General features: G+C 44.2%; 10 protein-coding genes. 8 read left to right on the top strand and 2 right to left on the bottom strand.

Annotated elements, in window-relative coordinates:
* Nucleotides 1-591: 591 nt before the first annotated feature.
* The 5 genes from RYL27_RS08105 to RYL27_RS08085 all read left to right on the top strand — a co-directional run bounded on the left by RYL27_RS08105 (nt 592) and on the right by RYL27_RS08085 (nt 5332).
* Nucleotides 592-993: a Fur family transcriptional regulator gene (locus RYL27_RS08105; protein WP_183683333.1), complete on the top strand. Its 402-nt coding sequence runs from the start codon at nt 592-594 to the stop codon at nt 991-993.
* A 48-nt stretch (nt 994-1041) separates the two neighbouring features.
* Nucleotides 1042-1584 carry an NADH peroxidase gene (locus tag RYL27_RS08100; RefSeq protein WP_183683332.1) on the top strand — a complete coding sequence of 181 codons (543 nt, stop codon included), beginning with the start codon at nt 1042-1044 and terminating at the stop codon, nt 1582-1584.
* 207 nt (nt 1585-1791) lie between these two features.
* A complete protein-coding gene (gene rbr / locus RYL27_RS08095; RefSeq protein WP_314343714.1) occupies nt 1792-2340 on the top strand; it encodes a rubrerythrin in 549 nt (182 codons plus the stop codon).
* A gap of 365 nt (nt 2341-2705) precedes the next feature.
* On the top strand, nt 2706-4241 hold the full coding sequence (gene gpmI, locus RYL27_RS08090) for a 2,3-bisphosphoglycerate-independent phosphoglycerate mutase (RefSeq protein WP_314966450.1): 1536 nt from the start codon (nt 2706-2708) through the stop codon (nt 4239-4241).
* A 200-nt stretch (nt 4242-4441) separates the two neighbouring features.
* Nucleotides 4442-5332 carry a DegV family protein gene (locus RYL27_RS08085; RefSeq protein ID WP_314966448.1) on the top strand — a complete coding sequence of 297 codons (891 nt, stop codon included), beginning with the start codon at nt 4442-4444 and terminating at the stop codon, nt 5330-5332.
* Here the strand turns inward: RYL27_RS08085 and RYL27_RS08080 are convergent.
* Nucleotides 5329-8100 carry a ComEC/Rec2 family competence protein gene (locus tag RYL27_RS08080; protein WP_314966446.1) on the bottom strand — a complete coding sequence of 924 codons (2772 nt, stop codon included), beginning with the start codon at nt 8098-8100 and terminating at the stop codon, nt 5329-5331. The two genes, RYL27_RS08085 and RYL27_RS08080, sit on opposite strands and share 4 nt — an antisense overlap.
* Before the next feature lie 260 nt (nt 8101-8360).
* Nucleotides 8361-8624 (bottom strand): 30S ribosomal protein S20, encoded by a 264-nt coding sequence (rpsT, locus tag RYL27_RS08075; RefSeq protein ID WP_040649565.1) that lies wholly within the window; start codon nt 8622-8624, stop codon nt 8361-8363.
* A gap of 369 nt (nt 8625-8993) precedes the next feature.
* Here rpsT and lepA point away from each other — a divergent pair, with 369 nt between their 5' ends.
* The 3 genes from lepA (at nt 8994) to RYL27_RS08060 (ending at nt 13281) form a co-directional block, all read left to right on the top strand.
* Nucleotides 8994-10808 (top strand): translation elongation factor 4, encoded by a 1815-nt coding sequence (lepA, locus tag RYL27_RS08070; RefSeq protein ID WP_314343708.1) that lies wholly within the window; start codon nt 8994-8996, stop codon nt 10806-10808.
* Between the two features lie 36 nt (nt 10809-10844).
* Nucleotides 10845-11909 (top strand): branched-chain amino acid aminotransferase, encoded by a 1065-nt coding sequence (locus RYL27_RS08065; protein WP_314966452.1) that lies wholly within the window; start codon nt 10845-10847, stop codon nt 11907-11909.
* 109 nt (nt 11910-12018) lie between these two features.
* Nucleotides 12019-13281: a sensor domain-containing diguanylate cyclase gene (locus RYL27_RS08060; RefSeq protein ID WP_314966444.1), complete on the top strand. Its 1263-nt coding sequence runs from the start codon at nt 12019-12021 to the stop codon at nt 13279-13281.
* The last annotated feature ends 109 nt before the right edge of the window (nt 13282-13390 follow it).

Genomic DNA, 13390 nt, shown 5'->3' with positions numbered 1-13390 from the left:
CTGCACAGTCTATGCTTTCTCAGGCTAACCAGCAGCCACAGGGAGTTCTTTCTCTCCTTAGATAAGCTTTATAGTATTTTTAAGACCATCGGATTTGAAAGAAAAAAGAAGAGGCAAAGTTTATCTGCTGATTCTTTTCTTCCGGTGGAGTCCCACTTAAAAATAGAATGGATTATTATGTCTATGGAAAGAAGTTATCATAGTTTAACTATGGTGACTTCTTTTTTTGTTCTATCTTATATTGAAAGCGATCTATCGAAACATCCCCATCGGAACCGATCTATCGAAATATCCCCATCGAAACCGGTCTATCGAAATATCCCCATCGGAACCGATATATCGTGAAAACGGAGGAACGAAGGCTTGGTGAAAGCTAATGCCATTTCCTCGTAAAGAAAGAGAAGAAAGAGGAAAAATAGTTAGATGGAACTAACTTTCAGTATTTTTTAAAAAACAAAAAAATTTTCAAAATCCGTTGACAAGGACAAAAAAAGAGATTATAGTATGCCATGTTGATAGTAATTATCAATTTTGTTTTTTGAAAGCCTCAGGAACTTTTGAAAGACAAAGCAATAAAAGAAAGGACGGCCGATGAATTATTCACGACAGCGTGCAGAGGTACTGGATCAGATTAGGGAGCATGAAGACCATCCTACTGCAGATGTAATATTTGCAGAACTACGCCAAAAGGATCCCAGCATCAGTTTGGCAACGGTATATCGGAACTTAAAGTTACTTTCGGATTTAGGAGAAATTCGGAAACTTAGCTTCGTATCAGGAGCGGATCGTTTCGATCCTACCGTAAAACCCCATTATCACTTTGTATGTGAGAGATGCGGGAAGGTTTATGACATTCCTATGAAGGTTGCGGAAGCACTGGATTCGGAGGCGGAAATGTATATTCCGGGAGCCATTACAGGTCATGATTTGGTGTTCCGAGGAATATGTGATGAATGTGGAGCTTTGGAGGGCTTCAAGGATTCACAAAAATAAGTTGAGTTTGAGCATTTGCCTTAAAAAAGGCGGAAAAGGAGAGAAGTTATGAAGACTTGGGTTTGTTCAGTATGTGGTTATGTTTATGAGGGAGAGACTGCTCCTGAGAAGTGTCCTGTATGTAAGGCTAGCAGCGACAAGTTCGTTGAGCAGAGCGGAGAGCTTACATGGGCAGCAGAGCATGTAATCGGAGTAGCTAAGGATGTTTCCGAGGATATCAAGAAGGATTTAAGAGCTAACTTCGAGGGAGAGTGCTGTGAGGTTGGTATGTACCTTGCTATGAGTAGAGCAGCTTACAGAGAGGGATACCCTGAGGTTGGTGATTACTACAGACAGGCTGCTTTCGAAGAGGCAGATCACGCATCTCGTTTTGCAGAGCTCTTAGGAGAGGTTGTATCCCCTTCCACAAAGGAGAACCTTATCGCTCGTGTAAAGGCTGAGAACGGTGCTACTGCAGGTAAGGTTGATCTTGCAAAGAGAGCTAAGGCTCAGGATTTGGATGCTATCCACGATACTGTTCATGAGATGGCTCGTGACGAGGCTAGACACGGTAAGGCATTCCAGGGTCTGTTGAAGAGATACTTCAGCTAATCACAACAGTCGGTAAAACTGTAGTGCTTGCCCTTTCGATATTTGGTGAAAGGACAGTAGATTGTACAAAGGAAAAACTTGTTTTTTCTTATAGCTATTATAAAATGCTTTTGTAATAGCACAGGTTGAGTCTTGAAACAGAGGAGGAGCTCTCCTCTGTTTCGATTTTTAGACAGGCGAGTATGCTTGTCGGGAAAGGAGAGTAGTATGGCAAATTATAAGGGAACAGAAACAGAGAAGAATTTATGGACAGCCTTTGCTGGAGAGTCTGAGGCAAGAAACAAGTATACTTATTTTGCTTCTCAGGCAAAGAAGGACGGTTATCAGCAGATCGCAGCAATCTTAGAGGAGACTGCGGCCAATGAGGAATACCACGGAAAGATGTGGTTTAAGGAGCTGGCAGGACTTGGCGGCGGAATCGGAAACACTCAGGAGAACTTGAAGGCGGCAGCTGCCGGTGAGCATTATGAGTGGACCGATATGTATAAGACCTTTGCAGAAGTAGCAGCAAAGGAAGGCTTCCAGGAGCTTGCTGCAAAGTTCCGCCTTGTTGCTCAGGTTGAGAAGACTCATGAAGAGCGTTTCTTACAGCTTTTACAGGGAATCTTGGATGATACTACCTTTAAGGCTGAGCAGCCAACCCTGTGGCACTGCAGAAACTGCGGTTTCATCTATGAGGGAGAGGAAGCACCTGAGACTTGCCCATGCTGTAATCATCCTAAGGCTTACTTCGAGCGTAAGGCTGACAACTATTAAAAAGCACTTCAGCTGAAAGAAAAGAACAGAAATTCGATTCAGTAAAAGTAAGCATCTGTTTTATAAATCCACAGTCTTTTCCATAAAAAGAGGAAGAGACTTGTGGATTTTTTTATGTGCGAAATATTCCTATCTTATATGGACAAAAATGAATTGTCTGAAATTTGAAAAATTAATATTTTTTTCATTGCCGGAGGGCGGAATCCGTGAAAGCTTTCATTGACGGAAGGAAAAGTTTAGGCTAGACTCTAAGCTTAGGGATAAGTCCCTAAGACTGCTGTTTTCCAAGCAAAATGAAAGAAAAAGGAAGATGGCAAAGAGCGTTTTGTATAGAGAAAATTAGATATAGAGAAAGAGGCGTTGCGATGAAAAAAAGTACAGTATTATTAATTCTGGACGGCTACGGAGATCGGAAGAGCAAAGAGGGAAATGCTATCGCTTTGGCGAATACGCCGGTGATGGATCATTTGAAAAAGGACTACCCCTATGTGGAAGGACAGGCTTCCGGACTGGCTGTAGGTCTTCCCGACGGACAGATGGGAAATTCCGAGGTAGGACACATGAACATGGGCGCGGGCAGAATTGTTTATCAGGAATTGACCCGTATTTCCAAGGCTATTCAGGATGGAGATTTTTTTGAAAATGCTGCCTTAAAGGGTGCTGTGGAGCATTGCAAGAGAAAGGATTCCGCCTTACATTTCATGGGACTGTTATCCGACGGTGGAGTACACTCCCATATTGAACATATTTATGGACTTTTGGAGCTGGCAAAGCGTGCAGGTCTTAAGAAGGTTTATCTTCATGCCTTTTTGGATGGAAGAGATACCCCTCCCGATTCCGGAAAGCATTTCCTTATGCAGATTGAAAAGAAAATGCAGGAAATCGGTGTGGGAGAAGTAGCCAGCATTGCCGGAAGATACTATGCCATGGATAGAGACAAAAACTACGACAGAGTGGAGAAGGCTTATCTGGCGATGACCAAGGGAATCGGAGAGAAGGCGGCTTCTGTAGAGGAGGCTATCAGCGCTTCCTACGCCAAGGAGGTTTTTGATGAATTCGTATTACCTACGGTAATCGAGAAAAACGGAGAGGCTCATCTTATTTCTGACGGAGATGCTTGTATCTTCTTTAACTTCCGTCCGGATAGAGCAAGAGAGATTTGTCATTGTTTTTGTGATGATGACTTTAGCTTCTTTAACCGTGGGGCCAGAAAAGAGGTATATTTTGTCTGCTTCACCGACTATGATCCCACTATTCCCAATAAGGAAGTGGCTTTTCATAAGGAAGAAATTTCCAATACCTACGGAGAGTATCTGTCGTCCCTGGGAAAGACTCAGCTTCGTATTGCAGAAACGGAGAAATATGCTCATGTTACCTTCTTCTTTAATGGAGGAAAGGAAGAGCCCTTTAGCGGTGAAGATCGTATTCTGGTTCCCTCTCCCAAGGATGTGGCAACCTATGATTTAAAGCCGGAGATGAGTTGTTACACGGTAACGGAGAAGCTTACAGAGGCGATTCGTTCCGGAAAATATGATGCTATTGTGGCAAACTTTGCCAATCCGGATATGGTAGGACATACCGGTGTTCTTCCTGCAGCCATCAAGGCTATTGAAGTGGTGGATGAGTGTGTGGGAAAAGTTGTTGAGGCCGTGCAGGAAGTGGGAGGTAATCTCTTCATTCTGGCCGATCACGGAAATGCGGATATGATGGTGGACGAGAAGACGGGAGAGCCCTATACCGCCCATACCACCAATCCGGTACCCTTTATCCTTGTGGCAGCGGACAAGTCGTTAAAGCTGAAGGAAGGGGGATGCCTTGCGGATGTAACTCCAACTCTTTTGGATTTGATGGGTATTCCAAAGCCGAAGGAAATGACAGGAAAGAGCCTGCTGGAGAAGTAAAGAAGTATAGCGTAGAGTGGCAACATAGCCAAGGATGGAAGTGTAGCCAAGGACGGAAGTATAGCCAAGGCCGGAAGTGTAGTCAAGGCCGGAAGTGTAGTCAAGGCCGGAAGTGTAGTCAAGGACAGAAGTATAGCCAAGGACGGAAGTATAGAGAAGCTTAGAGGTAAGGACGCTAGAGTACCTGGAAGGAGTTATTCATGAAAATAGGAATCTGTACAGATTCCGGATCGGGAATACGGAAGGAAGAAAGTGAGAAATTCGGGATTACTGTAGTTCCCATGCCCTTTCGAATGGGGGAACAGGAGTACTTTGAAGGAATCAATATGAGTCGGGAGCTTTTCTTTGAAAAGCTGGCAGAGGGGGAGGAAGTTTCCACTTCTCAGCCCTCTATGGAAAGCCTGATGAAGGCCTGGGATGCCCTGCTTTTGGAAAATGATGAAATCGTTCATGTTCCGTTAAGCTCAGGGCTTTCCGGTTCCACCCAGACGGCTCTGATGCTTTCACAGGAAGAACCCTATTTGGACAGAGTATTTGTTTCGGATAGCAGAGGCGTTTCGGTTACCCAGAGAATGCACTGCCTTTTTGCCAAGGAATTGGCGGAGAAGGGATACACCGGGAAGGCTATACAGCATCTTTTGAATTCCATTGCAGGAGATAACGGCATTTATATCGGTGTAAGTACCCTGAAGTATCTTAAGCGGGGAGGCAGAATAACTCCGGTAGCCGCAGCCATCGGCAGCCTTTTACAGATTAAACCGGTTCTGTCCATCAATAAGGGAGGGAAGCTGGACTCCTTTAAGAAGGTAAGGACGGAAAGACAGGTACGGGAAGCCATTATTGAAGGTTTAAAGGACAGTCTGGAACGACTGGGAGATCCGGAGGCAAGAAAGTCCTATATTGCCGTAGCCTATACGGACAATCTGGCTCAGGCGGAAGAGTTTCGTGCACAGCTTGCGGAGACCTTCCCCAATCGTTATGAGGAGGAAATTGTGATTTCCCCTCTGTCCTTACTGATATCTTGTCATATTGGAGAGAATGGTCTTGGCGCCGCTGTGATTAAGCGTCCGGATGCATTGGAAAATACTTAAGCTTGGGGAGCAGTGATTTCAAACTGCTCTCCATTTGTTTTGATAAGAATTTCTCCCAGCTTTGCAGTTTCTAAAGGAAAGAGACGATACTTCTGACAGTTTTCCACAGTGTTTTTGTGAGGATGTCCGTAGCGATTCTTCTTTCCATAGGAAAATAAGGCAAATTTTGCCTGGGTTTCAGACAGAAAACTTGGGCAGGAGGAGGTCTTGGAGCCGTGATGTGCAAGCTTTAAAACATCGACTACGGGAGATACTTCCGCTTCCCTGCAATTTTCCAATAAAGCTTCCTCAGCCTCCTTAGGCATGTCTCCGGTGAAAAGCATACGAAAATGTCCATAGGTCAAAAGGAAGCCTATGGAGTGGGCGTTAGCTTCTTCGATGTGGGAAGAATCATTGGGATAAAAGCAGCGGATATAAAGCTGATGCCCCTTAGTACCAGGCCATCCTTTTTTTGTCGTAGCGTGATTTTCTGCTATAGTGCTATTTTCTGCTATAGTGCTATTTTCCGCCATAGCATTAACTTTCGTAGGAAGACAGATTCCCTGTTCGGAAAAAACAAGTTCATCTCCCTTCTGCCAATAAGAGATATCCGCTCCGTGATTGTAGGCCAAACGCTTTAACAAGTCATAACGATGGTCCTGAAGAGAGGAGGCGGGAAGGATTAAATGGGATAAGCTTATGGAGGGATTCTTTTCCAAGAGAGCCTGTATACCGCTGATATGATCCCGGTCACAGTGGGTGAGGAGGGCGTAATCGATGTGCTGAATCCTTTTGGCCTTACAATAGGGAAAGAAAATCTGTTCCGGAAATAAGTTCTTACTGGTGGAGCCGTTGTCGATGGTAAAAACCAGTCTTCCTTTTCGAAGAACAAAGCCGTCACCCTGGCCCACATCCAGGGCGGCAATTTCCAGTTCCTTAGGGGGCTTGGGCAGGTAGAGCGGAAGGGAAAGCAAAAAGCCAAGGGAGAGTAAAAGGGACAAGAAAGTACGATGCATTCTGCAAAGACAGGGGTTGAAAAGCCTTCTTTTCAAAGCTTTGAAAAAGAAGTTTTTATGCTCGGAAAAACAGTTCATTTGCCCGAAAAAGAAGCTCATTCTCTCGGAAAAGAAAGTTTTTGTTTTGGGAAAGAAAAAGAGAAGGTAGAGAACAAGAAAATAAAGTATCACCGAGAGCACTTGCATCTTCCCAAGGGGAATCCGGGAAAAGGGGAGAGCAAGACTTTTTTCCATGCAGAGGTGAAATAATTGAAACAGGCGATTTACAAGAAATCGGGAGGAAGTGCTAAGAAGACGGAGGAGTAGGTAGTCTTGCTCCGGCAGATAGGAAAGAAGAATAGAAACTGCCCCAAGAAGAAAGAAAAAGGGAAGGAGGGGGAGTAGAAGTAGGTTTAATAAGGGAGCATATAACGGAAAGGAGAACTGGGTTAGAGAAAAAAGGGGGAGCAGAGCCAGATAAAAAAGGAAACTGCCTTGCAAACGATGGGGAAGAGTAGAGAGAAAGCAGGGGATAAGCTTAGAAAGAAAAGAAGGAAATTTCAAAAGAACTGAGGGGTGCTTGGAGAGAGCAAGCTTATGTTTTTTACAAATCTTGGAAAGGACTTTCTCCTTCTTTTTTCGAACTGTTTTTCCGGGACGTTCTTCTAAAAGGAAGAAAACAAAGAGGGTGAAGAAGGAGCACTGCATTCCGACGGAATAGAGGGAGAGCGGATTCAGCCAAAGCAAAAACAGTAAGGCGAAGGAAAGCTGGGAGAGCAGATCCTTTCCTTTTCCCAGCTGTATGGCGGCAAAACGGAGAAAAAGCATGAAAAGAGCCCGAAAGGCGGAGTGGGAAGAACCGGTAAAAAGAAAATAGGAAAACAGAAAGAAGGAAGTGATAAGAGAAGAAAGTAGGGAGGAGAGTTTTGCTTTTCGAAGGAGCCGGTAGAAAAACTCTCCCAGAAGAGAAAGATGTAAGCCGGATATGGCCAGAATGTGGGATATACCGGCACTTTGATATAGGCTTTTTTCGGTTAAAGCAATTCCTGAGCGTTCTCCCAGGAAAAGACTTTTTAAAAAGGCTGCCGTCTCTTCCGGAAAAAGTGTATGTATTCTGTTTCCAAGGTCTTGCTTCAGGGTGAATAACTCTTTGGCAAAGGGGGAGGGCTCTCCCAGGATATGCCCTATAGTCTTGGCTTGAAATACTCCGGAAATTCCCTCTCCCTTATAATAGGATGGAAGAGAAAACTCTCCTTCGTTGGTGGCAGGGTTAAGTTCTAAAAAATGGCCTTTTACGGAGCAAATCTGTCCCGGGAGCAGAAGGGGCATAGAGTCATCCCCGGCGGATTCTTTCGGGAGATATAGAATCAGCTTTTGAAAGTGAAGGTCATTTCTTTTTTGATATTTTTCTTCATTTTTTAAAGAAGAATTCTTTTTTTCTAAAGTAGTGTCTGCGATACAGGAGCCAAGAATGATCTTCCATTTCTTTTCCTGCTCCTCGATATACAGTACTTTGCCTCTCAGGACAGCCTGTAAGGGAATGATATAGCCGATGTTTTCCCTTTCCGCTCCATAGCGATGATTTACGGAATAGAAGTTTAGCATAAACAGAACCAGGCAAAGGAAGGAGCAAAATAACAGCCGGTTTTTCTTTTGCTCTAAGAGAAAAAGGGAGAGAAAAAGTAGGAAAAAGAGGAGAAGAAAGCGGTAGGAAAAAGGAATTTCAGAGGTAAGAATCAATTCTCCCAAAAGGGCAAAGAGAGCCAAAAAGAATAGGGGACGGGAAAGAAACATAGTGTGCTCCTTGGATAGAGGAAGTTAAGGAAAATATCATGGATAGTGAACAAGCTGTGAATGTAAAAAGAATGTAAAATGAAATGAATGTAAAAAGAATGCAAAAAGAATGTAAAAAGAATGCGATAAAGAAAAGTTAGCGGCATGGAAGCCGTAAAGAAAATATTGAGAATAAAAAGATATTTTCCCTATCCTAGTCCCAAAGCGGGAAAAAAGCAATAAAAAAACTCCCCCAAAATAGGGGAGCCTTTTTGTGCAGTTTACTGCATCTTGTTTACAGCTGTGTAAATCTGAGAAATCTTACGAGAAGCGTTGTTAGCCTTGTAGATACCCTTGCTACGTGCCATTGCAATCTTCTTCTGTGCCTTAACCAGCATGGTCTCGGCAGTTGCCTTGTCACCGGCTTCTACAGCAGTGAAAACCTTCTTCATGTAAGTCTTTACTTCGGAACGGATTGCCTTGTTTCTTTCATTTCTCTGTGCCGCTACCTGAATTCTCTTTTTTGCAGATTTGATATTTGCCATGATTAAAACCCTTTCTTCCATAAGACTTTCCTGCCGCGGAAAACAAAATCCTATGGGAACAAAATAGAATGTATTCTTGTATTCTCTCTTGTTTTCAAATATCTGGACACGGACAGTTTGAAAACATACGCAACAATAATAGCGAAAACCGGTAGAACTGTCAAGGCGTGTATGCAGAAAAATAAAGGAAATCCTGAGATAAAAAATAGTATAAATACAGGGGGAAATACAGAAATAGCATTTTGTGGAAAAATCTTCCTTCTTATGGTATAGTTCCGAATGATTCTATTGCATGAAAGATGAGTTTTATGGGGGATATGCCTTAGATTAGGAAAGGAAACCCTCTATTCATTCTTTATAGGAGACAGGATGGAAAAAATTAAGCAAGAGCGAATTCGTAATTTTTGTATTATCGCCCATATCGATCACGGAAAATCCACTTTGGCGGATCGTATCATTGAAATGACGGGCACCTTGACGGAAAGAGAGATGCAGTCTCAGGTTCTGGACAATATGGACATTGAGCGGGAACGGGGAATCACCATCAAATCCCAGACCGTTCGTATTGTGTATAAGGCGGAGGATGGAGAAGAATACATCTTCAATCTTATCGATACCCCCGGACACGTGGACTTTAATTATGAGGTAAGCCGTGCATTGGCAGCCTGTGACGGCGCTATTTTGGTGGTGGATGCCACACAGGGAATTCAAGCCCAGACTCTGGCCAATACCTATCTGGCTTTAGACCATAATCTGGAAATTATTCCTGTCATCAATAAAGTAGACCTGCCCTCCGCGGATCCGGATTTGGTAGCCCATGAAATCGAGGACGTTATCGGTATTGAAGCCTTGGATGCTCCACGGATTTCCGCAAAAACCGGTTTGAATGTGAAAGAGGTATTGGAAGCGGTGGTAAAGCGTCTTCCCCCTCCCGGCGGCTCCATAGAGAATCCCTTGCAGGCACTGGTTTTTGACTCCTTATATGACAGCTATAAGGGGGTTATCATTTTCTGCAGAATTAAGGAAGGTAACGTGAAAAAGGGCAGCAATATCCGCTTTATGGCCACCGGTGCGGAATTTACCGTAACAGAGGTGGGAACCTTTGCGCCGGGACAGTTTATTCCGGGAGAGGAATTGACTCCCGGTATGGTAGGCTATATTACCGCATCCATTAAAAATATCCGGGATGCCCGGGTAGGTGATACGGTCACCACTGTGGATAAGCCTGCGAAGGAAGCCCTTCCCGGTTATAAGAAGGTGCAGTCCATGGTATACTGCGGAATTTATCCCTCCGACAGCCAGAAATATCCGGATCTTCGGGATGCGTTGGAAAAGCTGCAGTTAAATGATGCGGCGCTGAATTATGAGGCGGAAACCTCTGCTGCTTTGGGCTTCGGCTTCCGCTGCGGATTTTTAGGCCTACTGCATCTGGATGTGGTACAGGAAAGATTGGAAAGAGAGTACGATTTGGACCTGGTAACCACGGCGCCCTCCGTTATTTACCATGTGTATAAGACGGACGGCTCCATGATGGAGCTGACCAATCCTTCCAATCTGCCGGATCCTGCGGAGATTGCCCATATGGAAGAGCCCATTGTGGAGGCGGAAATTATGGTGACCTCGGAATTTGTGGGCGCCATCATGACCCTTTGTCAGGAGCGAAGAGGAATTTATAAGAGCACGGAATACATTGACCAGACGAGAGCGGTTTTAAAGTACGATTTACCCTTAAACGAGATTATCTATGACTTCTTTGACGCCTTAAAGTCCAGAAGCCGGGGCTATGCAAGCTTCGACTATGAATTAAAGGGCTATCAGGAAGGGAAGATGGTGAAGCTGGATATTTTGGTGAACAAGCAGCAGATTGATGCCCTTTCCTTCATTGTCCACGCAGGCTCCGCCTATGAGAGAGGTAAGAAAATGTGCGAAAAGCTGAAGAATGAAATTCCCAGACAGCTTTTTGAAATTCCCATTCAGGCGGCAATCGGAGGGCATGTGGTGGCAAGAGAAACCGTGAAAGCCCTTCGTAAGGACGTTTTGGCCAAGTGCTACGGCGGCGATATTTCCCGAAAGAAGAAGCTTTTGGAGAAGCAAAAGGAAGGAAAGAAGCGTATGCGACAGTTCGGTAACGTGGAAATTCCCCAAAGCGCCTTCATGTCCGTACTAAAGCTGGATGAAGACTAGACCGATTTTTCCATTCATTTTGAAATAATATTAATAATAGTAAGAAAAGTAGACGAGAATAATAGGAGGAGTAAGAAGATGGCAAAGAACTTGGATTACGCAAACATTGGATTCGCATATCATAAAACCGATAAGCGTTACATTTCCTATTGGAAGGAGGGAGCTTGGGATGCAGGCTGCCTTAGCGAAGACAGTAACGTGGTGCTCAATGAGTCCGCTGGAATTCTGCAGTACTGCCAGCAGGTGTTTGAAGGCTTAAAGGCCTATCGCTGGAAGGATGGCTCCATCGTCTGCTTCCGTCCGGATATGAATGCAGAAAGAATGTTTCATTCCGCTGAGTTTCTGGAAATGCCGGGATTTCCGAAGGAGCGTTTCCTAGAGGCTTTGGATGAAACCGTAAAAGCCAATGCGGACTGGGTTCCTCCCTTTGGATCCGGAGCGACTCTGTATATCCGTCCCTATGAATTTGCCTCCGGCATCGTTATCGGGGTAAAGCCTGCGGATGAATATACTTTCCGTATTTTTACCACCCCGGTTGGCCCTTATTTTAAGGGAGGAGCGGTACCCATCGCCCTGATGATTTCCGATTTTGACCGGGCGGCTCCCCATGGAACCGGAGCAATTAAGGCAGGATTAAACTATGCTATGAGTTTACATTCCCATGAAATTGCTGTGGAAAAGGGATTTACGGAAAATCTCTATCTGGATGCGGGAAAGCGGGAGTTTGTGGAAGAAACCGGTGGTGCCAATGTGCTTTTCGTAGATGAAAAGGATCGTTTGGTGGTACCGAAGTCCGATTCTATTCTGCCTTCCATTACCAGAAAATCCTTGATTTATGTGGCAGAGCATATTCTTCACATTCCGGTGGAGGAGAGAGCTGTCCGTTTGGAGGAGCTGAAAGGCTTTAAGGAGTGCGGACTTTGCGGTACTGCAGCAGTGATTTCTCCGGTAGGTAAAATTCAGAATCATGAGGAAGAAATTTGCTTCCCCAGCGGTATGGAGAAGCCCGGAAAGATTATGGATGAGTTATATAGAACCCTTATTGCGATACAGGATGGAGAAATGGAAGCCCCGGAGGGTTGGATTCGCCATATTCAGTAAGTAAAAGCCCTGCACAGGGAAGTGCCGGGGAAAGGATATTGTCCGAAAAATCAGGGAAAGTACAGGAGCTTATTCTGCCCTTTCTACAGAGAAAAACTAAAGGAAGAAGATGAATAAAAAAGAAGAAGAAAAGGGAATAGGCTCAGTTGCGTTTTTAATTGTGATAGCTTCTACACAGGCTATTCTGTTTTTGTTTTTGCTTTTGGTCTATATCCGGACCTCTTACCGGAGATCCATGGTGGGAATCACCTTGGATCAGAAAAAGGCATATATCCAGCAAACTGTAGATAATTTGGTGCAGGACCTGGATGATCTGCATGATGCTTTGCCGAAAGAGCAGGCGGAAAAGCTTTTCCGACAAAGTATTGACCAGCATTATTATGGGGAAAACAGTTATATCTGGGTGAAAAAGGTCTTGAACTATGAAGGGGGAGACAATTATGCAGTCACCCTGATGCACCCCAGAGACAAGAGCATGGAGGGGAAATACCTTTCCACCAACGAGAAGCTTTCCGGAATTTTTCATAATAAGGAAGAATTAGATGGAATTCTACGGGATGGACAGGTTTTTACCAAGATCGTTTTCCGTAATGAGGCGGGAGAAGAGGTGGATGAAAAAATCATCTACTCTAAGCTTTATAAGCCCTATGACTGGGTTATTTCCATGGATTTGGATGTGGAGGATATTAAGAAGGATGTCCATTTCATGGATAAAACCATACAGAAGATTAACTATCGAATTCTGTTCTTTTTAGGCGGTATTTTCACCTTTGTGATTGTGTCTTTGAATCTGGTGCTGTTTTACCGTTCCAGACGGAAGTATGTTTCCAGAATTCAGGAGCTTTCAGAGGAAAATGCCATGGATGAGCTTACCGGGGCAAAAAGCCGAAAGGCCGGAAAGCGTATCTTGGAGCATAGTTATAACCGTTATAAAACCATAGGAGTCAATGCCAAGATTTTGATGATGGATGTGGATTATTTCAAGAGCTATAATGACCGCTACGGCCACAGCTTTGGAGACCAATGTTTACAGCATTTGGTGAAGGTGATTCAGGAGACGGTGCGTTCCTCCGACGATGTGATTCGATGGGGAGGAGATGAGTTCCTTTGTGTACTGTATGATTTAAATGATCTTTATGCGGAAAAGGTTTGCAACAAAATTTGTGAAGCGGTGGCAAGCCACCCGATTAAGCATGGAGAGGAAGAGCTGAATATGACCGTTTCCATAGGCTATTCCGGCTTTCATGAAAGTGATGAGGACGCGGAAGAGGTGGTAAAACGGGCAGACCGGGCTCTGTATGACGCAAAGTATCATGGCAGAAATCAGGCTATGATGTATGATGAAGAAAATGATATTTACCGAGAACGGTAGAGGTCAAAAAATTATCCCCGTAAGCCTTTAAATAGGGTTGTAAAAAATCAAAATAATAAATAGATTTTCGGCAATATAGGTCTAAATGAGGGGTAGTCTGAGCCCGTCG

Source organism: Oribacterium sinus (genome assembly GCF_963537195.1).
GTDB classification, from domain to species: domain Bacteria; phylum Bacillota; class Clostridia; order Lachnospirales; family Lachnospiraceae; genus Oribacterium; species Oribacterium sinus_A.
The sequence above is the reverse complement of the archived record's forward strand: the minus strand, read 5'-3'. Positions and strand labels throughout refer to the sequence as shown.

Coding starts and splice junctions, on each gene's coding strand:
- RYL27_RS08105 (WP_183683333.1), top strand. CDS start 592: ATGAATTATTCACGACAGCGTGCAGAGGTACTGGATCAGATTAGGGAG.
- RYL27_RS08100 (WP_183683332.1), top strand. CDS start 1,042: ATGAAGACTTGGGTTTGTTCAGTATGTGGTTATGTTTATGAGGGAGAG.
- rbr (WP_314343714.1), top strand. CDS start 1,792: ATGGCAAATTATAAGGGAACAGAAACAGAGAAGAATTTATGGACAGCC.
- gpmI (WP_314966450.1), top strand. CDS start 2,706: ATGAAAAAAAGTACAGTATTATTAATTCTGGACGGCTACGGAGATCGG.
- RYL27_RS08085 (WP_314966448.1), top strand. CDS start 4,442: ATGAAAATAGGAATCTGTACAGATTCCGGATCGGGAATACGGAAGGAA.
- RYL27_RS08080 (WP_314966446.1), bottom strand. CDS start 8,100: ATGTTTCTTTCCCGTCCCCTATTCTTTTTGGCTCTCTTTGCCCTTTTG.
- rpsT (WP_040649565.1), bottom strand. CDS start 8,624: ATGGCAAATATCAAATCTGCAAAAAAGAGAATTCAGGTAGCGGCACAG.
- lepA (WP_314343708.1), top strand. CDS start 8,994: ATGGAAAAAATTAAGCAAGAGCGAATTCGTAATTTTTGTATTATCGCC.
- RYL27_RS08060 (WP_314966444.1), top strand. CDS start 12,019: ATGAATAAAAAAGAAGAAGAAAAGGGAATAGGCTCAGTTGCGTTTTTA.